Origin of the sequence: Streptomyces sp. NPDC097619, assembly GCF_040302735.1 — a bacterium.
Lineage (GTDB): Bacteria > Actinomycetota > Actinomycetes > Streptomycetales > Streptomycetaceae > Streptomyces.
The window spans coordinates 86,327-110,236 of the sequence record NZ_JBEOSD010000006.1; the positions used below are offsets into that span (position 1 = coordinate 86,327).

Annotated in this window: 21 protein-coding genes; 13 read left to right on the forward strand and 8 right to left on the reverse strand. The window is 74.8% G+C overall.

Annotated features, from left to right (window positions below; translation table 11 throughout):
- The 5 genes from ABTZ17_RS03165 to ABTZ17_RS03185 form a co-directional block, all read right to left on the reverse strand.
- A complete protein-coding gene (locus tag ABTZ17_RS03165) occupies positions 1-2,091 on the reverse strand; it encodes an ABC transporter permease subunit (RefSeq protein ID WP_352193745.1) in 2,091 nt (696 codons plus the stop codon).
- A gap of 88 nt (positions 2,092-2,179) precedes the next feature.
- Positions 2,180-3,370, reverse strand: coding sequence for a quaternary amine ABC transporter ATP-binding protein (locus ABTZ17_RS03170; RefSeq protein WP_352193746.1), 1,191 nt, complete (start codon positions 3,368-3,370; stop codon positions 2,180-2,182).
- Positions 3,367-4,929: a GMC family oxidoreductase gene (locus ABTZ17_RS03175; RefSeq protein WP_352193747.1), complete on the reverse strand. Its 1,563-nt coding sequence runs from the start codon at positions 4,927-4,929 to the stop codon at positions 3,367-3,369. Before ABTZ17_RS03175 ends, ABTZ17_RS03170 begins: the two co-directional genes overlap by 4 nt.
- Positions 4,926-6,458, reverse strand: a complete 1,533-nt coding sequence (locus ABTZ17_RS03180; RefSeq protein WP_352193748.1) for an aldehyde dehydrogenase family protein — start codon at positions 6,456-6,458, stop codon at positions 4,926-4,928. The genes ABTZ17_RS03175 and ABTZ17_RS03180 overlap by 4 nt, the downstream gene beginning before the upstream one ends.
- Positions 6,459-6,928: 470 nt before the next feature.
- Positions 6,929-7,507 (reverse strand): snapalysin family zinc-dependent metalloprotease, encoded by a 579-nt coding sequence (locus ABTZ17_RS03185; protein ID WP_352193749.1) that lies wholly within the window; start codon positions 7,505-7,507, stop codon positions 6,929-6,931.
- A gap of 320 nt (positions 7,508-7,827) precedes the next feature.
- On the opposite strand from ABTZ17_RS03185, the gene ABTZ17_RS03190 reads away from it, so the two are divergent.
- Positions 7,828-8,454 (forward strand): hypothetical protein, encoded by a 627-nt coding sequence (locus ABTZ17_RS03190; protein WP_352193750.1) that lies wholly within the window; start codon positions 7,828-7,830, stop codon positions 8,452-8,454.
- Positions 8,455-8,700: 246 nt separating this feature from the next.
- Here ABTZ17_RS03190 and ABTZ17_RS03195 read toward each other — a convergent pair whose 3' ends face one another.
- Complete coding sequence (locus ABTZ17_RS03195; RefSeq protein WP_352193751.1) at positions 8,701-9,501, reverse strand: dienelactone hydrolase family protein; 801 nt, start codon at positions 9,499-9,501, stop codon at positions 8,701-8,703.
- Positions 9,502-9,817: 316 nt separating this feature from the next.
- On the opposite strand from ABTZ17_RS03195, the gene ABTZ17_RS03200 reads away from it, so the two are divergent.
- The 7 genes from ABTZ17_RS03200 (at position 9,818) to ABTZ17_RS03230 (ending at position 15,967) form a co-directional block, all read left to right on the forward strand.
- Positions 9,818-10,810 carry a DUF1996 domain-containing protein gene (locus ABTZ17_RS03200; protein ID WP_352193752.1) on the forward strand — a complete coding sequence of 331 codons (993 nt, stop codon included), beginning with the start codon at positions 9,818-9,820 and terminating at the stop codon, positions 10,808-10,810.
- Positions 10,811-10,897: 87 nt separating this feature from the next.
- Positions 10,898-11,521 carry a sigma-70 family RNA polymerase sigma factor gene (locus ABTZ17_RS03205; RefSeq protein ID WP_352193753.1) on the forward strand — a complete coding sequence of 208 codons (624 nt, stop codon included), beginning with the start codon at positions 10,898-10,900 and terminating at the stop codon, positions 11,519-11,521.
- Positions 11,518-12,237 carry a zf-HC2 domain-containing protein gene (locus tag ABTZ17_RS03210; RefSeq protein WP_352193754.1) on the forward strand — a complete coding sequence of 240 codons (720 nt, stop codon included), beginning with the start codon at positions 11,518-11,520 and terminating at the stop codon, positions 12,235-12,237. The genes ABTZ17_RS03205 and ABTZ17_RS03210 overlap by 4 nt, the downstream gene beginning before the upstream one ends.
- A 399-nt stretch (positions 12,238-12,636) precedes the next feature.
- Entirely contained in the window at positions 12,637-13,557 is a 921-nt protein-coding gene (locus ABTZ17_RS03215) for an SCO0930 family lipoprotein (RefSeq protein WP_352193755.1), read from the forward strand.
- 188 nt (positions 13,558-13,745) lie between these two features.
- A complete protein-coding gene (locus ABTZ17_RS03220; RefSeq protein ID WP_352193756.1) occupies positions 13,746-14,273 on the forward strand; it encodes a hypothetical protein in 528 nt (175 codons plus the stop codon).
- Positions 14,274-14,354: 81 nt separating this feature from the next.
- A complete protein-coding gene (locus tag ABTZ17_RS03225) occupies positions 14,355-15,014 on the forward strand; it encodes an MSMEG_1061 family FMN-dependent PPOX-type flavoprotein (RefSeq protein ID WP_352193757.1) in 660 nt (219 codons plus the stop codon).
- 140 nt (positions 15,015-15,154) lie between these two features.
- On the forward strand, positions 15,155-15,967 hold the full coding sequence (locus ABTZ17_RS03230) for a DUF8817 family protein (RefSeq protein ID WP_352193758.1): 813 nt from the start codon (positions 15,155-15,157) through the stop codon (positions 15,965-15,967).
- A gap of 10 nt (positions 15,968-15,977) precedes the next feature.
- Here ABTZ17_RS03230 and ABTZ17_RS03235 read toward each other — a convergent pair whose 3' ends face one another.
- A complete protein-coding gene (locus tag ABTZ17_RS03235; RefSeq protein WP_352193759.1) occupies positions 15,978-17,069 on the reverse strand; it encodes a saccharopine dehydrogenase family protein in 1,092 nt (363 codons plus the stop codon).
- Positions 17,070-17,198: 129 nt separating this feature from the next.
- Here ABTZ17_RS03235 and ABTZ17_RS03240 point away from each other — a divergent pair, with 129 nt between their 5' ends.
- The 5 genes from ABTZ17_RS03240 (at position 17,199) to ABTZ17_RS03260 (ending at position 22,845) form a co-directional block, all read left to right on the forward strand.
- Positions 17,199-18,134: a helix-turn-helix domain-containing protein gene (locus ABTZ17_RS03240; protein WP_352193760.1), complete on the forward strand. Its 936-nt coding sequence runs from the start codon at positions 17,199-17,201 to the stop codon at positions 18,132-18,134.
- Positions 18,135-18,283: 149 nt separating this feature from the next.
- A complete protein-coding gene (locus ABTZ17_RS03245; protein ID WP_352193761.1) occupies positions 18,284-19,672 on the forward strand; it encodes an MFS transporter in 1,389 nt (462 codons plus the stop codon).
- Positions 19,673-19,921: 249 nt separating this feature from the next.
- Positions 19,922-20,383, forward strand: a complete 462-nt coding sequence (locus ABTZ17_RS03250) for a DUF5990 family protein (RefSeq protein WP_352193762.1) — start codon at positions 19,922-19,924, stop codon at positions 20,381-20,383.
- 140 nt (positions 20,384-20,523) lie between these two features.
- Positions 20,524-21,411, forward strand: a complete 888-nt coding sequence (locus ABTZ17_RS03255) for a hypothetical protein (RefSeq protein ID WP_352193763.1) — start codon at positions 20,524-20,526, stop codon at positions 21,409-21,411.
- A 528-nt stretch (positions 21,412-21,939) separates the two neighbouring features.
- Positions 21,940-22,845, forward strand: coding sequence for an ion transporter (locus tag ABTZ17_RS03260; RefSeq protein WP_352193764.1), 906 nt, complete (start codon positions 21,940-21,942; stop codon positions 22,843-22,845).
- 87 nt (positions 22,846-22,932) lie between these two features.
- Here ABTZ17_RS03260 and ABTZ17_RS03265 read toward each other — a convergent pair whose 3' ends face one another.
- Entirely contained in the window at positions 22,933-23,571 is a 639-nt protein-coding gene (locus tag ABTZ17_RS03265; RefSeq protein ID WP_352193765.1) for a hypothetical protein, read from the reverse strand.
- Between the last annotated feature and the right edge of the window lie 339 nt (positions 23,572-23,910).

Consider the following 23,910-nt stretch of genomic DNA (forward strand, 5'->3'; position numbering starts at 1 on the left):
TCAGGCCCCCTTTCCGAAGCGGGTACGGCGTTCCGTGGGCTGCGTGACCCGGTCCAGGACCAGACCCAGGCAGACGATCGCCGCGCCGGCGACCAGACCCGTGGCCAGATCGCCCTGGGCGAGACCGAACACCGCCTCGTAGCCGAGCGCCCCGCCGCCCACCAGGCCGCCGATGACGACCACGGCCAGCACCAGCACCACGCCCTGGTTCACGGCCAGCAGCAGGGCCCGGCGGGCCAGCGGCAGCCGGACCTGGAACAGCTGCTGCCGCGCGGTCGCGCCCAGCGACCGCGCGGACTCCAGCGCCCCCGGATCGACCTCGCGCAGACCCTGGGCGGTGATCCGCACCACCGCGGGCAGCGCGTACACCACCGCGGCGGCCACGGCGGGCGCCCGGCCCACCCCGAACAGCGCCACCACCGGGATCAGGTACACGAACTGCGGCATCGTCTGGAACACGTCGAGGACGGGCCGCAGCAGCCGGTCCACCCGGGCGCTGCGCGCGGCGGCCACCCCGAGGGCGAAGCCGAACAGCAGGGTCACCGACACCGCGGCCAGCACCTGGGACAGGGTGTCGAGGGCGGGCCCCCACACGCCGAGCACGCCGATCGCGGCCATCGCGAGGACCGCGGTGAGGGCGGTCCGCCAGGTGCCGATCAGCAGGGCGAGCACGCCCACCACCAGCAGCACCGACCACCACGGCAGCCACTGCAGGCCGGCGCGGAGCGGGTTGAGGACACCCGTCGTGAAGTGCGCCGCCCAGTCGGCGGTACCGCCGATGACGGGCACCCCGGAGTAGAGGTGCGCGGTCATCCAGTCCACGACCCGGTTCACCGGACCCGCGACGTCCACGGTCCAACCCCGCGGCCAGTCCAGCCGGTCCGCCAGGTGACCGACGGCCACGACCACGGCGAGCACCGCCACCGACACGGCGGCCGCGACCCGACCGGACCCGACCCCGCGGACCGGAGCGGCCCCGATCCGGGCGCCCGCGGCGGCCGTCACCCGGTCCAGCACCACGGCCAGCAGCACGATCGGCACGCCCGCGGCCAGCGCCGCGCCCACGTCCACCGAGGCCAGCGCCTGGTACACCCGGTCACCGAGACCACCGGCGCCGATCACCGACGCGATCACGGCCATGCCCAGCGCCATCATGATCGACTGGTTGACGCCGAGCAGCAGCTCCTTGCGGGCCAGGGGCAGCCGGGCCGTCAGCAGCCGCTGCCGCCCCGTCGCGCCCAGGGAGGCCGCGCCCTCCATCACCCCGGCGTCCGCACCGCGCAGCCCGAGCGCCGTCAGCCGCGCCATCGGCGGAGCCGCGTACACCACGGTCGCCAGCACGGCCGCCGGCACCCCGATGCCGAAGACCAGCACCACCGGCAGCAGATAGGCGAACGCGGGCAGCACCTGCATGGTGTCCAGGACCGGACGCAGCGCCCGGTCCATCCGGTCGGACAGCCCGGCGGCCAGTCCGAGGAGCGCGCCCAGCAGCACCGAAGCGAGGACCGCCACCACCATCAGGGCGAGGGTCTGGAGGGTGGGCACCCACATGCCGAGCAGCCCGCACACGCCGAAGGCGGCCACGGACAGCACCGCGAGGTGCGGCCCCGCCAGGCGCCAGGCCACCAACCCGGCCGCCGCCGTCACCCCGGCCCAGCCGAGCGCGAGCAGCAGCAGGTACACGGCCCGGACGGACACGACCACGGCATTGCTGACGTGTCCGAGGAAGTAGAGGAAGAGCGGGTGGCCGTCCCGGTTGTCGATGATCCAGTCGCTGGCACGGTCCAGCGGCCCCGACACGTCCACGGCCAGCCCGGCGGGCCAGCCACCGCCGCCCAGCAGGACGACGCCCAGGACGAGCAGCAGCACGGCGCCGGCCCCGATCAGACCGCCGCGCCCGAAGAGAGCGGCCCTGGTGGAACCGGTGCCCGGACCCGAGGGCGCGCCCCCGGACCCGCCGGGAGCCTCCGGCGGCGCGGTCCGACCCGCGGCGGAGGACGAACCGGCCGGGGAACCAGCGGCCGAAGCAGACGAAGAAGAGGAAGAAGAGGGGGAGGAAGAAGAGGAAGGGGAGGTGGCGGTGGTGCTCATCGGATCCACCGCCCCGCGCCGGACGTCCCGGGAACCCGGTGGACCCGCGGGCCGCCGCACGGCGGCGGCCAGGTGGTATGCGGATACATCAGGCCACCGCCTTCCCGGTCGCGGCCGGTACCCCGGCGACCACGCCCAGCAGCACCGACTGGTCGACCACCCCCAGGCACCGGCCGCCCTCGACGACCCGGGCGTTCTCCCCGGTCCGGGCGACGGCCTCGATGGCCTCGTGGACGGTGGCGGTCGGCGCCAGCGCCGGACCGCTGCCGGCCTCACCGGAGCGGGCGGGTCGCATCGCCGAGCGGACGGTCAGCACCTGCTCGCGCGGCACGTCGCGGACGAAGTCCCGCACGTAGTCGTCGGCGGGGGAGCCCACGATCTCCTCGGGGGTGCCCAGCTGCACGATCCGGCCGTCCCGCATCAGCGCGATCCGGTCGCCGAGCCGCAGCGCCTCGCTGAGGTCGTGGGTGATGAAGACCATGGTGCGGCCCTCCTCGCGGTGCAGTCGGACCACCTCCTCCTGCATGTCCCGCCGGATCAGCGGGTCGAGCGCGCTGAACGGCTCGTCGAACAGCAGCACTTCGGGGTCGACCGCGAGGGCGCGGGCGAGCCCCACCCGCTGCTGCTGGCCGCCGGACAGCTGACCGGGTCGGCGCCCCTCCATGCCGTCCAGACCGACCTTCGTCACGAACTCGGCGGCGCGCTCGCGGCGTTCGCCACGCCCCACGCCCTGGATCTCCAGCCCGTAGGCCACGTTGTCGAGGACGGTGCGGTGCGGCAGCAGACCGAAGTGCTGGAAGACCATGGCGGCCCGGTGCCGCCGCAGCTCGCGCAGCCGGGACGGGTCCATCGCGAGGACGTCCTCGCCGTCGATGGAGAGGGTGCCCGAGGTCGGCTCGATGAGCCGGGTCAGGCAGCGCACCAGCGTGGACTTGCCGGAACCCGACAGGCCCATCACGACGAACACCTCGCCCTTGCGGACGTCGAAGGAGACGTCGCGGACGGCGGCCGTGCAGCCGGTCCGCTCGCGCAGCTCGGCGGCGTCCAGGGCGGCCAGCTCGGGGTCGGCGGGCACCCGCTCGGGCTTCGGCCCGAAGACCTTCCACAGGTTCCGGACGGAGAAGACGGAGCCCTCGGCGGAGCCGCCACCGGAGCCGGAGCCGGAGCCGGAAACGGAGCCCGGAGCGCGGGCGGATCCGGAGGCCGAGCCGGAAGCGGTCCCGGGCTCGGGAGCGGGCTCCGGGACGGCGGTGGAACGGTCACTCGTGGTCGGGCTCATCGGCTGGTACCTCCCAGCAGTTCGGCGCACTTCTCCCCGACCATCAGCACCCCGATCATCGGGTTGACGGCGGTCATGGTCGGGAAGACCGACGCGTCGGCGATCCGGATGCCGGACAGGCCCCGGACCTTCAGCTCGGGCGTGACGACGGCGAGCGCGTCGTCCTCGGCCCCCATCCGGCAGGTCCCGGCCGGGTGGTAGACGGTGTGGGCGACCTGCCGCGCGTACGCGCTGAGCGCCTCGTCGGAGGTGATCTCCGGGCCCGGGCAGACCTCCCGCTTCAGCCAGCCCGCCAGCGGTTCGGCGGCCGCGATGCGGCGGGCGATCCGGATCCCGTCGACGAGTGTCCGGGCGTCGTAGTCCTCCTCGTCGGTGAAGTACCGGAAGTCCAGGGCGGGCTTCACCGAGGGGTCGGCGCTCGTCAGGTAGAGCCGGCCGCGGCTGCGCGGCTTGGGGATGTTCGGGGTCATGGACACCCCGTGGGCAGGGCGTTCGTAGCCCAGCCGCTCCGGGTTGTCGGTGAACGGCACCTGGTAGAAGTGGAACATCAGGTCCGGACCCTGGGCCGTCGGGTCCCGGCGGACGAACAGCCCGGCGTCGGAGTCCATGGCCGAGTTCTCCGGTATCGGCCCGTCGGTCTCCCAGACGATGACGGACTCGGGGTGGTCGAGGAGGTTCTCGCCGACCCCCGGCAGGTCGTGCACGACGGGGATGCCGAGGGCCTCCAGGTCAGCGCGCGGCCCGATGCCCGAGTGCAGGAGCAGCCGCGGCGAGTCCACGGCGCCCGCGCAGACCAGCACCTCGTGGCGGGCCCGCACCAGGTGTTCCCGGCCGTCCGCGGTGCGCACGTGCACGCCGGTGGCCCGGGTGCCCGCGAGCTCCAGGCGGAAGGCCCAGGTCTCCAGCGCGATGTGCAGGTTCGGCCGGTCCAGGAAGGGGTGCAGGTACGCGACCGAGGCCGAGGACCGCTTGTTGTCCTCGGGGTGGTAGGCCAGGTCGAAGAAGCCGACGCCCTCGTGGAAGGCGTCCCTGTTGAACCCCTCGACCCGGGGCACGCCGAGGGCCTCCTGGGCCGATTGGACGAAGTCGCGGGCGATGGCGTTCCGGTCGTCCTCGTGGACGGGGACGATGTTGTTGCGGAGCCGGTCGAAGTACGGGTCCATGGCTGCCGCGTCCCAGCCCTCGGCCCCGGCCTCGGCCCACTCGTCCCAGTCGGAGGGCAGCGGCTTGAAGGAGATCAGGGTGTTGTGGGAGGAGCAGCCGCCCAGTACGCGGGCCCGGCTGTGCCGGATGTGCGAGTTGCCGCGGGGCTGCTCGGTGGTGGGGTAGTCGTAGTCCAGCTCGCCGCCGAGCAGCCCCATCCAGCGGCGCAGGGTGAGGACGTCGTCGCGGCCGACGTCGCTGGGACCGCCCTCGATGACGGCCACGGTGACCGAGGGGTCCTCCGTCAGCCGGGAGGCGATCACGGATCCGGCGGTGCCGCCGCCGACGACCACGTAGTCGTACTCCCGCACGGCCTGCGTGTCGTGCTCGTCGTGCTCGTCGTGCGTGGGGTTCATGCCCGGTCCTCCTGGTTCCCGTTCCGTGTGCCGTCCTGCTGTTCGCCGGCGAACCAGCGGACGGGGCGCGGGGCGAGGTTCCGGTAGACGTGCTTGGCCTCGCGGTACTCGGCGAGTCCGGCGGGGCCCAGTTCGCGGCCGATGCCGGACTTGCCGAAGCCGCCCCATTCGGCCTGCGGCAGGTAGGGGTGGAAGTCGTTGATCCAGACGGTGCCGTGGCGGAGCAGTCCCGCCATCCGGCGGGCCCGGTCCTCGTCGGTGGTCCACACCGCGCCGGCGAGGCCGAACTCGGTGTCGTTGCCGAGGGCGAGGGCCTCCTCCTCGGTGCGGAAGGTCTCCACGGTGAGGACCGGGCCGAAGACCTCCTCGCGCACCACGCGCATGCCGCGGTGGCAGCGGTCGAGGACGGTGGGGCGGTAGAAGTAGCCGGGGCCGTCCGGTCGGGTGCCGCCGGCGCGGAGCACCGCGCCCTCGGCGAGGGCGGAGGCCACGTACTCCTCGGTGCGGACCCGCTGGGCGGCGGAGACCAGCGGACCGCATTCCACACCGGGTTCGGTGCCGCGGCCCAGCCGGATCAGCTCGGCCCGTCGGGCGAGTTCGGTGACGAACCGGTCGCGCAGCGGCTCCTCGACGATGAGGCGGGAGCCGGCCGAGCAGACCTGCCCGCTGTGCATGAACGCGGCGTTGAGGGCCTGGTCCACGGCGGTGTCGAAGCCCTCGGGGGTGGCGCAGGCGTCCGCGAAGACGATGTTGGGGTTCTTGCCGCCCAGTTCGAGCGCGACCTTCTTGACGTTGTCCGCGGCGGCCCGCGCCACCGCGGTGCCACTGGCGAGGCCGCCGGTGAAGGAGACCAGGTCCACGTCGGGGTGGTCGGCCAGGCGGGCGCCCACGGTGGGCCCGGGGCCGGTGACGAGGTTCGCGGCGCCGAGCGGCAGCCCGGCCTCCAGCAGCAGCTCCACCAGGGCGACCGTGGTCAGCGGGGTGAGCTCACTGGGCTTGATGACGAAGGTGTTCCCCGCGGCGAGGGCCGGGGCGATCTTCCAGCTGGCCTGGAGGAGCGGGTAGTTCCACGGGGTGATCAGGGCGCAGACGCCCACCGGCTCGTGGACGACCACGCTGTGCACCTCGGTGGAGCCGGCGTCGACGACGCGTTCGCCGCTCTCCTTCTCCACGAGGTCCGCGAAGTAGCGGAAGGCGTCGCCGACGCAGTCCACGTCGACGCGGCCCTCCTCCAGGGTCTTGCCGGTGTCCCGGCTCTCCAGGGCGCCGATCCGCTCCCGGTCCCGTTCCAGCAGGTCGGCGACCCGGCGCAGCAGGGCGGCGCGCTCGGCGACGGGTGTGCGGGGCCAGGCGCCCGCGTCGAAGGCGGCCCGGGCGGCGGCCACCGCGTCGTCGGTGTCCCGGACGCCGCCTTCCGCGACGACCGCGAAGGCGGTGCCGTCGGCGGGGTCGATGATCGGGCGCGTGTCGCCGGAGAGTGATGCTCGCCACTCGCCGCCCACGTGGATGGTCTGTTGTGCTGCGGTCACTTCGGGTACTGCCTTTCGTTCCTTCGGATCCCCCGGCCACGCGGCGGAGGTGACCCTCCTGCCGGTCGCCCGGAGACCCGGCCCGTGCCCGGGGTTCCGGGAACCATGTGACGGACGGGGTGGAAAGTGACCCGCTTCACGGGGTGTATCTCATATATCGGGCAATTTCGGGCACGAAGAAGCCCCGGTGCGGGAACCACGACGTGCCGTGGTTCCCACCCGGGGCCCGGGTGCTGCCTGCGAAAACAGTGCAAAAGGGTAGTGAAGGTGCGAATGGGATCCGTGTGATCGGTGCGGGGGAGACCCCGGCCGGGGTGTCGGCAGGACCGCCGTGGGGGCACGCTCCTCCGGCGCGCCCCGGCCGGGGCGCCTGTGTGGCGGGCCCGCTCCGCGCCCGCGCGGTGGGGGTGGGAGCGGGTCCCGCAGGGGCCGGGGGGTGCCCTGTGGGGGCGCCGTACCCGGCCCGGCCGTCAGGGAGCGTCGACCAGGACCCGACCGTCGGTCCGTACGGCCCCGGCGAGCCCGTTCGCGTACGCGGACTGCACGCGGGCCCGCTCCGTCGCGTTCGGCACGGCGTTGGTGCAGGCGGTGCCCGCGCTGGAGCCGGACATCAGCTGGCTGCACGGGCCGGGCTTGGTGTCCGGGAGGCCCAGGCTGTGGCCCAGCTCGTGGGCGGTGATCCGGGTCTTGTCGTACCCGTCGGTCACGGCCTGGGCGCCCAGCTCGACCCGCACCTGCCGTCCGGGGCGGACCGGTCCGAGGGTGGCCTGCGGCCAGCCGGTGGTGGCGACGATGACGATCTCGGCCCGCACCCCGGGGGTGGCCGCGACCAGGCGCACGTTGCTGACGTTCGCGTTCCAGGTGGCGACCCCGGCGGCGACGGCCGACTCCCAGCCGACGGCCCGACTCGCGTCGTAACGGAGCGTCACGACGGCCGCGGCGGCGTCCGGTGCGGCCGTGGGTGCGGGGGCCGCGCCCGCGGCGGTGGCGGCGGCGAGGACGAGGGCGGCGGCGGAGGTGCCGGCTTTGAGCCAGGTGCGGAGGGACATGCGCGTGCTCCTTCACAGGTGGGGGACCCGGCTCGTGGGGGGAGCCGGGGCGCGGAGGCACTGCCACCGCCCGCCGGTGGCCCGGGCGTTCGGACGGCGGCCCCTCCGGAGCCCTAAGAAGGTAGCCCCGCGCGCCAGTTGCTCATCATGCACCTGTCAGCCATTTCCGGAGGGGCCGCTCCGGCCGCCGCCCGGTGAGCGGGCGCCCGTGTCCGCAGAGCGGTACGCACCCTGAGGTCGCTGCCGCCCGAGTCGCCCTGAGCCCACCACCCGTGACGCTCCGTCCGCCCCGGGCCATCGCCTGCGGGTAGCCTCGCGCCATGAGTGACGGTGAGGACGCGGCCACGGCGGTCGACGAGGGCGCCATGGTCGCGGAGGCGAGGGCGTCACTCGCCGCCGGGCGGAACGGCGAGCAGGCCTTCGCCGCGTTGGCCGCGCGGACCGGTCGGTGGGGCGTCTCCCTGTTGGCCGTGTGCGAGGCCCTGGGCGTGCCCCGACCCGATGCCGAGGCCCGCCTCCGCGAGCTGGAGGGATTCTTCTCCGAGTTCGCGGTGGGTGAGGAGGAGGACCTCGCCTTCACGCTCGCGTTCGGGCACGCCTTCCTCGTGGACCGCGTACCGGAACCCCACGATGTGCCCCTCCGCGACCTCCTGGCCACCGCCGCCGGCGCCCGAGGCGGCTTCCCCGCCGGTCTGCTCGGCTGGTTTCGTACCGGGGAACTCACGAAGATCTTCCTCTACTTCGCCAAAACCCGGTTCTGGAACGAGCGCGGATCACCGCCGGACTTCTGGGCGGCGATGATCGCCGCCGGCGAACTCCTGGCCGCCCGGGACGGAGCGGACCACGGCGACGTGACGGCGGGGCTGGAACGATGCCGCGCACAGGCCGCCGCCCTCGACGCCCGGGGGCGGCCCGGCGGACACGTCACGCGGAAGCCAGGGGAGTAGGCGCCTCCGCCGCTGCCCCGCCCGCGCCGGCGCCGAACCGGCCCGCTGGGTAAGGGCCTTCGGCCAGCCCTCGTCGCGGCCCGCCCCTGGCCGGGCGTCACCGCCCGCGCCGACGCCGCCCTCCGGGCACTCTGACGGCACGCCCGAGCAGGGGTCACCGGGGGGCCGCCGCTCCACACGGCGGCGCGGCGGCACCCCGGTGAGCCGTCGGGGGCCGGCCGGTCACGGCCGCCCCCCGGGCCGACCTCAGGCGAGGTGGCGCACGAAGAACCGCTGAGCGGCGTCACCGGCATGGGCGGGCACACCCGTGTGCCCGCCCGTGTTGGCGTGGAGGGTCTTATCCGCCGAGCCGAAGGCGTCGAACAGGTCCAGTGCGGCCTGCCGGTCGTTCCCCTCGTCGTCCCACTGGAGCAGGACGTGCACCGGGACGGTCACCCGCCGGGCCTCCTCGAAGCTGACGCGGGGCACGAAACTGCCGGCGAACAGCACGGCGGCCGACACCCGCGGTTCGACCGCGGCGAGCCGCGTCCCGACGGAGATCAGGCCCCCCGAGTATCCGACGGGCCCGCCGAGTCCGGGCAGGAGGACCAGGGAATCCAGGGCCGTCCGCCATTCCGGGACCGCCCGCTCGACGAGCGGCAGGACGAGCTCGTCGACGAGCCGGTCCCCGACCGGTTCGCCGTCCCGGAGCCGCCGGCGCAACTCCGCCCGGGCCCGGTCCACCCCGGGCAGCCGGGGCCGCTCCCCACTGCCGGGGAGTTCGAGGGTGGCCGAGGCGAAACCGTCCGCGGCGGCCTGCCGGGCCCGGGCGACCAGCCGCGGGTACATGGCGTCGAGACCGAGCGGCGGATGCCCCAACAGGACCAGGGGCGCCGCGGCGGACGCTCCGGACGAGGGAGCCGCGGAAGCGGAGAGGGACGGGGAGGAGGAGGGAGCCGCCGGGTCGGGCGCGCTCGCGGGCGTCCAGAGGATCCCGGGGACCCCGTCGAGGGTGAAGCGGCGCTCGCGGACGCCGTCGTCGAGGAGCTGTTCGGAGAGGAAACGCATGGTCGTGCCTTTCGGGAGTGCTGAGGAAACGGCGCTCCCGGACGACCTGTCTACCGTCCGACCGTGACCCCGCAGAGGAGCACCCACGTCTGTACAACGTCCACGGGTACCACCTCCTGCTCTCCGACACGGTCGACCGGAACCTAGCAGGCCGCCACCGCGCCACGCCATCGGGTTTCCGCGCCCGCCGGCGCACCGCCGGCCCCACCCCGCGCCCGCCGTCCGCCGCCGCCCGCACACGCCGGCGCCCCGCCCGCCCCCGCGCCCGGCCGGCCCCGGTTGACGCGGGCGGGCCGGGGGAGCGACCGTGACCGGCATGGGGAGACGAAACCGGCTGTTCGCACTGCTCTGCTGCCTGCTCCTGGGCGGCGGACTGCTCGTGGCCTTCAGCACCGGAGGGGAGGACGGGCACCCGCACGGGGCGGGCTCCGCGGCCGGGCCCGCGCCCGAGGACTTCACCGACATCCGCCTCGTCCCCGCCGACGCCCCGGCCCCACGGCCCGGACCCGACGCCTCCACCGGATCCGTCCGCGTGGACTGCGGCCGCACCGAGGACGGCCACTACAACCAGGACAACCTCGTCGTGTCCCCCGGACTCCGCGGCGGGGCCCACCACACCCACGCCTACGTGGGCAACACCTCCACCGACGCCCTCTCCACCGACCGCAGCCTCGCCGCCGCCCCCACCACCTGCCGCAACGGCGACCGCTCCGCCTACTACTGGCCCGTCCTGCGCCGCACCGACCGACCGGCCCGCCTCCCGTACGAGAAGGCCGCGGGCCACGGGAACGCGGGCGGCGTCCTGGTGCCGGCCGATGTCCGCGTCGAGTTCCGCGGCAACCCGGTGGCCAAGGTCGTGCCGATGCCCCGCTTCCTGCGCGCCCTGACCGGGGACGCCGTCGCGTACACCGAGGGCGACACCGGCAAGGTCCGGGCCCGCTGGGGCTGCGCGAGCCTGCCCGACCGCGCCACCACCCGCTACCCCCGCTGCCCCACCGACGGGGACCGCCTCACCCGCACCCTGGTCTTCCCCAGCTGCTGGAACGGCCTCGACACCGACCGCCCCGACCGCACCCACCTCACCTTCCCCGCCCCCAACGGGGTCTGCCCGCCCGACCGCTTCGCCATACCCGAACTCCGCCTCACCCTCGCCTACGCCCTGCCCGCCGCCGACACCCCGATCGCCCTGGACTCCTTCCCCGAGCAACGCCACAGCCCCCTCACCGACCACGCCATGTTCGTCAACGTCATGACGGATCATCAGATGGAGGGTGTCGTTCACTGCCTGAATTCCGGCCGCCGCTGTTGAACCGGGCGACCCGTCCGTGTGTGTTGAGCACGAGTACGGGAACGAGGTCGTGCGCGCGCACGACGCCCGAGGGACGGAGCTGATGAGATGGCCGGACGACCATGGCCCCGCAACAGGCGGGGCTCCACCGACGAGGCGCTGATCAGGACGGTGTACGAAGAGCACGGCGGGGCCCTACTGGCCTACGCGACCAGGCTGACCGGTGACCGCGCCGCCGCCGAGGACGTCGTCCAGGAGACCCTGATACGGGCCTGGCGGCACTCGGACGCCCTTGCCAACGGCAAGGGGTCGGTGCGCGGCTGGCTGCTCACCGTGGCCCGGAACATCATCACCGACCGGTACCGGGCGAAGGCCGCCCGGCCCGCCGAGGTCGCAGGATCCCCGGCCACCCCGCCCACGGAGGAGGACCACGCGGACTCGGTCGTGGACACCATGACCGTGCTCGGCGCCCTCGACCGGCTCTCGCCGGAACACCGCGACGTGCTCACGGAGCTGTACTACCGCGAGCGCAGCGTCGCGGAGGCGGCCCGGAACCTCGGCATCCCCGAGGGCACCGTGAAGTCCCGCTCGTACTACGCCCTCAGGGCCCTCCGCGCGGGAGTCGCGGAGGACCCGGACGGTGCCGCGGCCGCGACCGCGGCCCGTGCCGCAGGAAACGACCGGTCGGGCGGGCCGCGCCCGCCCGCCGGATTCAAGGAGGTGGTCGCGTGAACCGGCAGCAGCACGAAGAGGAGGTCCTGACCGGCCCGTACGTGCTCGGGGTCCTCGACGAGACGGAGACCCGGCAGGTGGAGCGGCACCTGGACGGCTGCGAAGGCTGCCGCCAGGAGGTCGCCGCCCTGCGGGAGATGGAGGCGGCGCTCGGCGAGGTCCCGCCCGAGGCGTTCCTGGACAGCCCGCCCGAGGGCGGAGACCTGCTGCTCCAGCGGACCCTGCGCCAGGTACGCGGCGAACGCGCCGGCGCCGAACGCCGGCACCGGGCCCTCCTGGGCCTGGCCGCGGCCGCCGCCCTCGCCGCCGTCTTCTGGGCCGGCACCGCGGTCCCGGACGACGCCCCGCCGACGGCCCTGCCCGCCCCGCCCACCGCCACGGCCACCCCCGCCCCGCCGGTCCCCGGCACCCGGGTCGCCTCGGCCACCGACCCCGGCAGCGGGGCCCGGATGACGGTACGGGTCACCCCGGCGGCCCGATGGGTCCGCGTGCACGCGGCGGTCACGGGCCTGCCCGCGGGCGAGAAGTGCCGACTGGTCGTGGTCGGCCGCGACGGCAGCCGCAGCACGGCGGGCAGTTGGGTCGTGGGCGGCGAGGGCAAGGGCGCCTCGCTGGACGGCTCGGCGGCCGTGGACCCGGCGGTCGTCGGCGCGGTCGTGGTCGAGAACGAGGCGGGCAGGGAGTTCGTGACGGTGCCCCTGCCCACCGCGGTGTAGCCGCGGCGCGGAGCCCGGCCGTGCCCTCGCCGGGCGGCCCGTGGCCGTCCGCCGCACGGCATCGTCCGTCACCCGCCCCGCACGCGGCCGTACCCCCTCCTCGCCGCACGCGGCCTCCCGAGCGCCGACCGGGCCCCGACCCGGTCGGCGCTCACGCGTTCCCGCGCGCGCCCGCCGCCTCGGGCTGCCACCCCTCGCCAGCGGACTGCGAACTGCCAACTGCCCTTCACTGCTTGGCACCTGATGCCTGGAGCCTGAGCGCGCTCGTCCTGCCCTCCTCGCCCGGCCCCGCCCGAAGCCCCCGGAAGAAATTTCCGGATCCCGTTGAACCCGCCCCAGGCGGGCCGCGTGTTTCCCGTGCCGACAGAAAACGCGAACGATCCGATCACGGGAGAAACCATGAGGAACCTGAGCAAATACGGTGTCATCGCGGTGGCCGGTACGGCCCTGGTCCTGGGCGCCACCGCCTGCGGCCCGCAGGAGAACCAGGCCGGCTCCGTGGCCCAGGCGCCCGCCGGTGCCGCCGCGGCCACCGGCTCCGGCTCCGCATCGGGCTCGGGCTCCGGCTACGGCGACGAGGAGGCGGCGCCGGCGGGCGGCGCCACCGCCTCCGGGCCGCTCGCCGTCCGTCAGGACGCCCGGCTCGGCCCCGTGGTCACCGACGCGGAGGGCTTCACCCTCTACCGCTTCGACAAGGACACCGCGAAGCCCTCCTCCTCGGCCTGTGCCGGGGACTGCGCCAAGACCTGGCCGCCGGTCCCGGCCGGGAGTACGCAGCCAGGGGCCGTGGACGAGGCCCGCACCGGTTCCGTCCAGCGCGCCGACGGCACGAAGCAACTCACCCTCGGCGGTTGGCCGGTCTACCGCTTCGCCAAGGACACCGCCCCCGGCCAGACCAACGGGCAGGGCGTCGGCGGCACCTGGTTCGCCCTGACCCCCGAGGGCGGCAAGGCCGGAGCGAAGAAGCTCCCGGCGCTCTCCCTGGCCGAGGACCCCGCCCTCGGCAGGATCATCCGCGATGGGCAGGGTCGTACCCTCTACCGGTTCACCAAGGACACCGCCTGGCCCATGAAGTCGAACTGCACGGGCGCCTGCCTGGAGAAGTGGCGCCCCGCCAAACCCGTGGACGTGAACCGGGTCGAGGGCATCGACCCCGAGAAGCTGATCACCTACACCCGGCCCGACGGCACGAAGCAGCTGACGGTGGACTGCTGGCCGCTGTACTGGTTCACCGGGGACAAGACCCCCGGGGACACGAACGGGCAGGGCGTGGGCGGCACCTGGTTTGCCGTCACGGCCCAGGGCAAGCTCGCCAAGTAGCCGCCGTTCCGGTGGCCCGTCGGTCGAACGGCGGGCGGTGCCCGGCGGGTACGGGGGATAATGCTGCGGTCACAGCACGTCAGGGCACGGGGGGCACCACGATGGGGGCGGCAGAGGACACGGACCCGGGGACGGAGGCGGGGACGGAGGCGACGCCGGGACCGGGTTCGGGTTCCGAGACCCGGTCGGTGGCGGTCCCGGTACCGGCCCCGGTCCCCGCGGAGCAGGTGGCCACGGCGTCGCGGGTGACGGTGGCGGTCCCGGGTCTGGTCGCCGGGGCCCGCCCCGAGGACTCCGGGGCCCTGTGGCGGCTGCGGAGCGGCGGCCGTCAGCTGGACGCGAACCTCGTCCGCCACCTCCCCGGCACCGGCGGCACCCCGTCCACCGAGACGGACGTGGACGTGGTGCTGCTGGCCGTCTCCGGCAGCGGCACCCTCACCCTCGACGGCACCGACACCCCGCTCCGGCCGGGCCTGCTCGCCTTCCTGCCCCGTGGCGCCACGCGGGCCGTGTCGGCCGGTGCGGACGGCCTGGTCGTACTGACCGTGCACGGCCGGCGCCGGGGCATGAGCATCGCGCCCGCCCGCCCCGGCACGCCCCCGCCGCCCTGTGCGGTCCACCTGGTGTGCGTCCGCTGCCACCGGCACGCGATAGAGGCGGACGCCCGCTACTGCACCGGCTGCGGCACCCCGCTCCCGGCCCGCTCGGGATCCTGACCACCGCCCGTCCGCACCGCCCCGCGACCGTGCGGGTACGGGCCCCGAGCAGCGGGGGAGCGGCCGCATAAGGTCGGGGGCATGACCTCATCACCCACCGGCAGCGCCTTCGACGCGCTGCGCTCCGACGCGCTGACCGACCCGGAGGAGCTGCGCCGGACCTACGACCTGCCCGGGGAAGCGGCCCTGCGCAAGCAGATGGACGAACTGACCGACGAGACACGCCGGTTGATCGGTTGCTCCGGACTGGTGATGATCGCCAGCACGGACGCCGAGGGCCACTGCGACGTGTCCCCCCGGGGCGGACCCGCCGGCTTCGTCGCCGTCCTGGACTCGCGGACCCTCGCCATACCGGACGCCACGGGCAACAAGCGACTGGACACCCTCCGGAACGTCATCGCCACCGGGCGGCTCGGACTGCTCTTCCTCATCCCGGGGCGCGCCACCACCCTCCGGGTCAACGGCCGTGCCTGCGTCTCCACCCGGCCCGAGCTCCTCTCGCAGCTCACAGCCGTGGGCAAGCCCCCGGCCAGCGCCCTCGTCGTGGGCATCGAGGAGGTGTACCCGCACTGCCCCAAGTCGCTGCTGCGCGGCGGGGCCTGGAAGCCGGAGCAGTGGCTCCCCGCCGACGCCCAGCCCTCCTCGGCCCAGGTCACCCTCGCCCAACTCCGCATGCCGAGCCTGACCCTGGCGGACATCGAGCGCGCGGAGGAGGAGTCCCTGAAGTACCGCTACGAGTGACCGGGGCCGCCGCCGGCGCCGCCCTCGGCGAGTTGGGCGCCGTCGAAAACTCCGTAGGCGGCGGCGGGCGTTCTGCGGCAGGCTCGGAGGGCCCCGGGGCGGGGCCGGAGCGAAGGGCGGACGCGATGGCGGAGGGTGCGATGGACGGTAGGACCGACCGGGCGAGGGACGGCGCGGCGGACCGGGCCGCGGGAGGTGCGGTGCGGGCGAACGAGACGACGGTGCCGGTGCTGCCCTGCGTCTCGGCCACGGAGACCCTGGAGTTCTACCGGGCCCTGGGCTTCCGGGTGACGTACGAGCAGACCCGGCCCTACCTCTACCTCGCCGTGGAGTGGTCCGGATTCTCCCTGCACTTCGGGGCGCCACCGCAGGGCTTCGACCCGGCGCGGGAGGACGGGGCCGCCTGCCTGGTCCTGGTCGACGAAGTCGCCTCGTACCACGCGGAGTTCACCCGGGCCCTGCGCGCCGCCTACGGGAGGGTGCCCTCGAAGGGACGGCCGCGGATCACCCGCTACCGGCCCGGGGCCAGCCGGTTCACCCTGGTGGACCCCTCCGGGAACTCCCTGATCTTCATCCGCCGAGACGAGCCCGCGGAGCTGGAGTACGGCGGTTCCCAGGAGCTGACGGGTCTGGCCAAGGCCCTCGACAACGCCCGCGTCTTCAGCGAGTTCAAGCACGAGGACCGGACCGCGCTGAAGATCCTCACCACGGCCCTGCGCCGGCACGAGGACACCGCCCCGCGCGCCGACGTGGCCCGCACCCTGGCCACCCTGGTCGAACTGGCCACCGCGCTGGAGGACCCGACCGCCGCCGAGACCTGGCGGGCGCGCCTGGCGGCCCTGGACCTCACGGACGCCACGGAACCGCGACCGGGCCCGGAGGCGCCATCGGAAGCGGGATCCGCAACGCGACCTGACGCGGGACCTGAAGCGGGCCCGCCCTCCGGTCCCTGATCCGGCGGGATCAGGCGGCCCGAGGGCCGCGCTCCGACGGCCGCTCCGCGTGCGCGTCCACGGTGACGTGCGGGGCGAGGGCCCGCAGGAAGTCGGGGGCGTCGAAGAGCTCGCCCGCGGTGACCGCGCCGACGACGCCGGCCCGGGTCCGCCCGGAGAGGACCCGTTCCACGGCCTCCACGACCAGCGGCGCGGTCACCGCGTAGATGTCGCGGCCGGTCGCCGTGATCCGGCGCTCGGTGCCGTCGCGGCGGACGAGCACGTCGACCGTGAAGGTCTGCCCGGAGCGGCCGCTCGTGTCCACCGCCGCCGGCGCCGGGGAGTCCGGCGCCACCACCTCCCGCGCCGCCTCCGTGTTCATGTAGGTGGTCACGTCGGGGATCGCCAGGTGCCGGGGGACCGTCACCACATCGGCCATGGTGAACTCCCCGACCACCGGCCGGGGGCCGAGCGGGGCCGGGAACTCCCAGTCCAGGACCGGGGCGGCGTCGGTCCGGCGCTCCCACCGGCCGCCGCGGTAGCGCAGCCGGGCGCCACCGCGCCGCTCCCGGGAGACGGCGCCGGACAGCCGGGTGCCGGCCGTGGGGTGCCAGTCGCTGAGCGCGTAGGCGATGTGGGCCTCGTCCGCGCCCGTCCGACCGCCGAGTGCGGCGGTCACCAGCAGGTCCCCCAGCCCGCCGAAGAAGGCCATGGCCGGCACGACCAGCGCCCCGGCGGACGACGCCCGCTCGCCGTAGTGGGCGAAGGTGTCCATGTTCGCTTCGAGTTCGGCCGCCACGTCCAGGTACGGGACACCGACGCGCAGCGCCGCCTCGATCACGGGGCCGGCCGTCGAGGCGAAGGGACCGGCGCAGTTGACCACGGCCACCGTGCCGGCGAGGGCCCGGTCCAGGGAGTCCGGGTCCGCCGCCGAGGCCGCCACCGCCCGCAGCCCGAGCCCGGCCGCGAACTGCTCCAGGACCCGCGGATCGCGGCCCGAGGGCACGGGCACGAACCCCCTTGCGACCAGCTCCGCGACCACGAACCGCCCCGTGTGTCCGTACGCCCCGAACACCGCCACCCGCCGACCCGCACCGGCCCCGCGCTCCGCTCCCGACCCCATGACACCCTCCCGCGCACTTCCGCCCTCCCGCGCCGGTTCCGGCCCGCCGCGGCTTCGTGACCTCATCCTGTCCCGCGCCACCGACCCCGCACGAGTGTCGGAAACGACGTAGCCCGTACACTTTCGGACATGCCCCGCGTCGCCCTCGCCGTCACCGACGGCATGCTCCACTACGAGCTGTCCGTGGCCCTGGAGATCTTCGGATCCGACCTGAGCCACGTGGTCGACCCCTGGTACTCCTTCGCCCTGTGCGGGCCCGGCCCCGTCCGCGTGGACCGCTTCCTCCTGGAGCCCGAACACGGCCTGGACCGCCTCGCCGAAGCCGACACCGTCATCGTCCCCGGCTGGGCCGACACCGACCGCGAGCCGTCCCCCGAGCTGGTGGCCGCCGTGCGCGCCGCCCACCGGGCCGGCGCCCGCGTGGCCTCCCTGTGCACCGGAGCCTTCGTCCTCGGCGCCGCCGGACTCCTCGACGGCCGCCGCTCCACCACCCACTGGGCCCACACCCGGGAACTGGCCCGCCGCCACCCCGCCACCACCGTCGACCCGGACGTCCTCTACGTGGACAACGGCGACGTCCTCACCTCCGCCGGCAAGGCCGCCGCCATGGACCTCTGCCTCCACCTGGTCCGCCTCGACCACGGCTCGGCCGCCGCCAACCGGATCGCCCGCCGCCTCGTCATCCCCCCGCACCGCGACGGCGGCCAGGCCCAGTTCATCGCCACCCCGCTGCCCGCCCCCGGCCACCACCCCCTCGCCGCGCTCCTGCCCTGGGCGCTCGCCCGACTGGACCGGCCGCTGACCGTGGAGGACCTGGCCCGCCGGGCCGGCCTCAGCTCCCGCCACCTGGCCCGGCACTTCAAGCACATCACCGGCACCACGCCCCTCAACTGGCTGCACACCCAGCGCATCCGCCGCGCCCAGGAGCTGCTGGAGACCACCGACGCCACCGTGGACAGCATCGCCGAGACCACCGGCATGGGCACCGCCACCACCCTGCGCCGCCACTTCCACCGCACCGTCGGCGTCCCACCCGACGCCTACCGCCGTACCTTCCGGCCCTGAGGGAGGACACCGGCTGCCCGCGTTCGCGTTCGCGGTCGGCGTGACGATTCCGCGCAACGGTGAAGATCGTCCAGCGGGCCGTTTCGCCGGGCAGGGTCGAGGGGCCGACCCTCCGAGGGGTCGGTACCACGGACCTGCGGAGGTGGCTCATGCCCCGGAACCCGAGGGCGGCGTGGCGTTCCTCGCCGTACCGCCCGGTGCTCGACAACGCGGTGCTGCGCCGGGTCCTCCCGGGGTTCGCCTTCTCCTCGCTGGGCGACGGCATGGCCGTGGTGGCGGTGGGCTGGCTGGCGATCGAGCTGGCGCCGCCGGCCGACCGCGGGCTCTGGGTGGCGCTGGCGGCGGCCGCTTACACCGTGTCCGGCGCGGTGGGCGGGTTCCTGCTCGGGCGCTTCCTCCGACACGTCCCGCCCGCCCGGCTGGTGGCCTGGGACGCGCTGCTGAGGGCGACGGCGCTCGGCACGATCCCGGTGTTGCACGCGACCGGGCTGCTCGGCGTCGAGGGGTACGTGGCACTGCTGGCGGTCTCGTCCCTGCTGCACTCCTGGGGTCAGGCGGGGATCCAGACCCTGATCGCGCGGGTGTTGCCGCGGCGTGACCACCTGGCGGGGAACGCCGTCCTGGCGGCGGCGGGCTCGCCGGCCACCGTGCTGGGGCCGGCCCTGGCCACGCTCCTGATCGCCTTCGGCGGCCCGGCGACGGTCCTGGCCGTGGACGCGGCCACCTTCCTCGTCCTCGCGGCGACCTTCCTGACCGCCGTACCCGCGGGCACCGCCACCCCGGGCGAGGCTCGCGGGGCCCCCGGCGCGGAGCAGGCGGGGGACCGTCCGGCAGGGTGCTCCGGCGGGCGGTCCACCGGGCTCGCTGTGATCCGGAGCACCCCGGCGCTCTCGGGACTGCTCCTGCTGAGCTCGGCCTTCTTCCTCCTCTTCGGCCCGGTGTACGTCGCGCTGCCCGTGCAGGCCGCGCAGGGCCCGGGGGTGGGGCTCCTGGCGGCGTACTACACTGCCTTCGGAATCGGCGCCGTACTCGGCTCGGTGCTCACGGGGCTGCTCCGCCGGCTGTCGCCGTGGCCCGTGACGATCGGGCTCGTCATCGGGTTCGGCCTGCTGATGCTGCCGGTGGGTCTGGGTACCCCGGCGGCCGTGTCGGTGCTGTGCTTCGGGGCGGCGGGGCTGCTCTGGCCCCCGTACTCCGCCCTGTCGACCACCCTCTTCCAACGCTCGGCGCCCGACGCGCAGTTGCCTCAGGTACTCGCGGCGGCCTCGGCGGTCCGGGTGCTGACGGTGCCCCTGGGGACCACGCTCGGTGGCCCGCTGGTGGCCGGCGTGGGCGCGACAGGTGCGCTGCTGCTGTCCGCGGCCGGGATCGTCGGGGTGGGGCTGGTAGTGGCATTTGTAAAGGCGCTGGGTGCCGCGCGGGCCCGGGCACCGGAGGGCCACGGCGGGGAAGGCGGCGGGGCACGGAGGCCCGTGCGGCGGGGGCCGGTCCGCGGGTCAACACGTGTGGAGTCTGCGTTCCGGTCGGAGGACGGGTGAGCTACCGGTCACGCAGCGGGTCCCCGGCCCCTGGCGGCTCCGGCTCCTCGGCCGCCCCGACTCGCGCCGACCCGGCCACGGTCTCCCCACGGGGCGCCGGGAGAAGCACCATTCCGACGGCCTCCGGACTCCGGGCCGGACACGGCCCCAGCCCGACCCGTCGACCGCCCGCCGCCCGCCGCCCGCTGTCCGCCCGTCGTCCGGTGTCCGCAGGGCCGTTGTCGGTGCCGGATGGCAGGGTGGGGGACCGTGAGGATCCGCATCGAAGGTTTCGATCTGCCGGGCCGTACCTGCCCGGAGAGCCGTGGGTTCCCGGGGTTCCGCGAGGTGCACGTCGCCGTGCAGCCCCGCGCCCGCGACGGGGAACTCCTGGCGCCCCAGCGGGCGGACGCCGACTCGGTGTCCTGGGAGTTGGAGAGCGGGACGCGCCTCGGAGATGCGGGCATCGACTGGACGGGCGCGTGGATCCTGGGCCGCCCCGGGGCCCGCTTCCTCTACCTGTCGTGGACCGGCATCGGCGCGGACGGCTTCCCCACGCGCTTCCGCCGCGCGAAGCTGATGCTGGACGCGGTGGATCCTGCGGTGGCCGAAGCGGCGCTGGAACGGGGCCTGTTGGTGGCTCGTCTCCGTCTTACGGATGCCCAGGGCGCACCGCTGTGCGCCGCCGTCCGTCCGCCCGCGGTGGAATGGGCCTGCGGCCCCGCCTTCTGAGGTCACGCCACGACGGGCTGCGGGGGAGAGCTCTCCGGCCGCCCGTGAGCCACGGAATGTCCGGGATCCCCCTTTTGGTGGGCGGGGGCGGTCGGTTGACTCGGGCATCTGATGACATGTCTTCGACAGACGGGAACCGCATGTTCAGGCGCCTGACCACCCTCGGTACGGCCATGGCAGCCGTGCTCGCCCTCGCCGCAGGCCCCGCCCACGCCGCCGCGACCACCGGTTCGTCGGGCACGGTCGACGGGGATCCGCGCCCAGCCAAGCGCGTCCACAACTCCCTCCAGATCGCCTTCGATCCCACCAGGCCGGACAGCTTCTGCACCATCGGGGCCGTCGGCGCCGACGACTACGGCCGCAAGATCGCGATTTCCGCCGGTCACTGCGTGAGCGGAGCGGCCTACGCCGACCGCGAGTTGACCGAGAACGTGATTCCCGTCTACCACCGTCAGGACATCGGGTACGGCCCCATCGGCTGGGTCCGGTACTTCAAGGACCCCGAAGGCTCCATGACCGGCCACGCCACCAAGGACTACATGGTGATCGAGCTGGTACCGGAGGTCACCCTCTCCTCCCAGGGCCCGTACCTGAAGCAGACCGGGATCCTGGAAGTGCCGGGCGGCACGCCCAGCCCCAACGCGCTCAACCCGGCCCCGGACAGCGAGCGGCTGCTCGGCGCCGCCTGGTTCAACAACAACGAGCTCGTCGTGTCCGGCCAGCTCGGCGTCTGGTACGGCCGGATCACCAACAACTCCCAGGGCATCTACCAGGCCCACCCCCAGCACAAGGCGGGGGACTCCGGCGGCCCCACCATCTGGCACGTGCCGGGGACGCCCTACCCCTCCCAGGCCAACGGCGGTCAGGCGGCGGGCCCCTGGGCCGGCATCACCAAGGCCGTGATCCTCTCCTACCCCTGGTACGCCTACACCAGCTCCGCGAACATCCTGGCCGACCTGCGGGCCCGGGACGCCGCCGACCCCGCCGATGTCTTCGGCGCCGGCTTCGAGGTGACCACCAACCCGTGACCGTCACCCCGTGACCGCCCATCCGTGACCACCGGGGTCACGGCGACTTCCGGGGCCCCAGCGACCACCGCGGTCGCCGGGGCCCCGGTGTGTCCGCGTTCGGCCGCGGCCCGGGAGCACCCGCGGACCGCCGCGGTCCCCGGGGTGGGTGCGGCCCGCACCGGCCGACGCGGTCCGGCTCCGCGGGCACCGGTACGGCATGGGTCCCGCGGTGACCGCGGCGTCGGAGGGGACCCGGGACCGGGCGCGGTCTGACATCTGTGCGAGGTGGGGCCGGACGGGATCCCCCGATGGGATGGCGGTACGGGGCCGGTGTCCCTCGGGTGGGTGAGGACGGGACGGTACCGCCCCGCCGTCCTGTCATGATCGCCCAGACCGGCACCCCGGCCTTCCCGGCCCCGCCACCCGGCCCGCCCGCCGGCACGGCGCGCGGCCGGCACGGACGGCGGACCGCCCACCGGCCCGCCGGGATCCGGCCGGCCCACCGGGTCCCGTCGCGCCGACGCCACGTACCGAGGAGCTTCCACCATGGATCCCACCACGCCCCGCCGGGCCCGTCGGCACTTGGCGGTCCGCTGCCGGGCCGTCACCGAGGATCCCGCCTTCGCGGCCCTCGTCTTCGGGCTGATCCTCTTCAACGCCGCACTCCAGGGCGTGGAGACCTACCGCGGACTGTCCGCGGAGTACCGGCAGGTGCTGGACTTCGCGGAGACCTGCTGCCTGCTGCTCTTCACTGCCGAGATGGCTCTGCGCCTGGGCGCGCACGCCGACCGGCCGAAAGCTTTCTTCCGCGACCCGTGGAACCTGTTCGACCTCGCCGTCGTCACCGCCGCCTACGTCCCCCTGGTCAGGGAGAACACGACCGTGCTGCGGCTCCTGCGACTGGCCCGGGTGCTCCGGACCGCCCGCTTCCTGCCGCAGCTCAGGGTCCTGCTGCTCGCCGTGGGCCGCAGCCTCCCCGGCACGTTCAGCTTCCTGTTCGTGGGCGCCCTGGTCGTCTACGTGTACGCGATGATCGGCTGGCTCTGCTTCTCCGACACCGACCCGCAGCACTACGGGTCGGTGGGTCGCGCCGTCCTCACCCTGCTCCTGCTGACCACGCTCGACGGCTTCGGGGACGCCGTCCACGCCGGCCTGCAGGTCTCCCGCCTCACGCTCCTCTACTACGCCTCGTACGTCCTGTTGGCCTCCTTCGTCCTGGTCAACGTCCTCATCGGCGTGGTCCTCACCTCGCTCGACGAGGCCCGCGAGGCCGAGAAGGAGACCGAGGCGCAGCGCCGCCTGGAGGAGGGCGGCGACCCGGGCCTGGAGGTCCGCCGCCGCATCGCCGCGGCCCGTGAGGCCCTGGACGAAGTCGAAGCCGGTCTCCGCGGCATGGACCGCATGGCGGACGCCACGATCGGCCGCCCGCTCGAAACGACCCGAACCCCCTGAACCCGCTTCCTCTCGGCGGACGCTGATCCGGCGCGGCGGGTGCTCCGCGGACCGCCGACCGCCGACCGCCGACCGCACGGGCACCGGTCAGATCCGGCGCGCCGCCGGGTCGAAGGGTCCCTCGGCGGGGGCCACGCAGCCCTCGGACGCGGAGTCGGGGCCGGCCGCGGAACCTTCGAGGCAGAGCCGTCCACCGTCGAGGCGCAGGTCCAGGACGAAGCGGGTCCCGATGCCGGACCGCTCCAGGGCGTGGATGCGGCTGTCGGGGTAGCCGAGCCCGTTGAGGGCCTTGCGGACCGCTGCCGGGGCGGGGTCCTCGATCTTCAACAGGGCCTGGGTCACCCGCTCCTCGTGCCGGGCCATCGCGCACCAGTCGGTGCGGTCCAGCTCGCGCTCCGTGGCCCGCTGCGGCGCGTCCGGCGCCGCGGTGTCCGCTCTTTCGGGCATGGGGTCGGAGGCCAGGGCGGGGGCGGTGCTCCCGGGGGCGGGCGCCGGGGTCGGCGGGCCCTGGTGCGGGCCCCGGGGGCAGGTCCGGGCCAGATCGCGGAGGACCTGCGCGTCCGCCGTCCGCGCCGGGCCGGCGCTGCCCGCTCCGACCACGGCTGTGGCCCCGGACCGCTCGGTACCGCAGGCGGTCAGGGTCAGGACCGCGAGAGCGCCCGCCGCGAGGGCCAGGCGGGGGAGGCGGGTGCGGCGGGCGGTGGCGGGGACGGCGATGTGTGTCATGTCCATAGCTTCGGTCCGGGCGGAGTCGTGGGCATGAGTAGGTGTACTCATTCAAGATCGGTACGGGGCCGCGTCCCCGTACTCGGGTCCGCCCCCGCCCCGCCCCCGTCCACGTGCCCGCGGCCGGCTCCGGCGGCTCGGTCTGCACCGCGATGGTCCGGGCGGGGACCGGCGGTACGGGTCCGACGGTCCGGGCCGGCACCGCGCTCAGGGCCGGGCGTCGAGGTTTGTTCCGAGCCGGCGTCGAGCTGTCGGCGGCGGCGGGATCCCGCCACTCGGTCTCCGTCCGCACCACCCCTCGTCCGGTGCCGTGACCGGTGACCCGCTCCCGAGCGGGTC

Bases quoted from the DNA above. Each gene is read 5' to 3' on its own strand.
- ABTZ17_RS03225 (WP_352193757.1), top strand. From the start codon at position 14,355: ATGACCTCATCACCCACCGGCAGCGCCTTCGACGCGCTGCGCTCCGAC.
- ABTZ17_RS03235 (WP_352193759.1), bottom strand. From the start codon at position 17,069: ATGGGGTCGGGAGCGGAGCGCGGGGCCGGTGCGGGTCGGCGGGTGGCG.
- ABTZ17_RS03190 (WP_352193750.1), top strand. From the start codon at position 7,828: ATGAGTGACGGTGAGGACGCGGCCACGGCGGTCGACGAGGGCGCCATG.
- ABTZ17_RS03175 (WP_352193747.1), bottom strand. From the start codon at position 4,929: ATGAACCCCACGCACGACGAGCACGACGAGCACGACACGCAGGCCGTG.
- ABTZ17_RS03260 (WP_352193764.1), top strand. From the start codon at position 21,940: ATGGATCCCACCACGCCCCGCCGGGCCCGTCGGCACTTGGCGGTCCGC.
- ABTZ17_RS03255 (WP_352193763.1), top strand. From the start codon at position 20,524: ATGTTCAGGCGCCTGACCACCCTCGGTACGGCCATGGCAGCCGTGCTC.
- ABTZ17_RS03245 (WP_352193761.1), top strand. From the start codon at position 18,284: ATGCCCCGGAACCCGAGGGCGGCGTGGCGTTCCTCGCCGTACCGCCCG.
- ABTZ17_RS03200 (WP_352193752.1), top strand. From the start codon at position 9,818: ATGGGGAGACGAAACCGGCTGTTCGCACTGCTCTGCTGCCTGCTCCTG.
- ABTZ17_RS03205 (WP_352193753.1), top strand. From the start codon at position 10,898: ATGGCCGGACGACCATGGCCCCGCAACAGGCGGGGCTCCACCGACGAG.
- ABTZ17_RS03170 (WP_352193746.1), bottom strand. From the start codon at position 3,370: ATGAGCCCGACCACGAGTGACCGTTCCACCGCCGTCCCGGAGCCCGCT.
- ABTZ17_RS03215 (WP_352193755.1), top strand. From the start codon at position 12,637: ATGAGGAACCTGAGCAAATACGGTGTCATCGCGGTGGCCGGTACGGCC.
- ABTZ17_RS03195 (WP_352193751.1), bottom strand. From the start codon at position 9,501: ATGCGTTTCCTCTCCGAACAGCTCCTCGACGACGGCGTCCGCGAGCGC.
- ABTZ17_RS03165 (WP_352193745.1), bottom strand. From the start codon at position 2,091: ATGAGCACCACCGCCACCTCCCCTTCCTCTTCTTCCTCCCCCTCTTCT.
- ABTZ17_RS03230 (WP_352193758.1), top strand. From the start codon at position 15,155: ATGGACGGTAGGACCGACCGGGCGAGGGACGGCGCGGCGGACCGGGCC.
- ABTZ17_RS03240 (WP_352193760.1), top strand. From the start codon at position 17,199: ATGCCCCGCGTCGCCCTCGCCGTCACCGACGGCATGCTCCACTACGAG.
- ABTZ17_RS03185 (WP_352193749.1), bottom strand. From the start codon at position 7,507: ATGTCCCTCCGCACCTGGCTCAAAGCCGGCACCTCCGCCGCCGCCCTC.
- ABTZ17_RS03265 (WP_352193765.1), bottom strand. From the start codon at position 23,571: ATGACACACATCGCCGTCCCCGCCACCGCCCGCCGCACCCGCCTCCCC.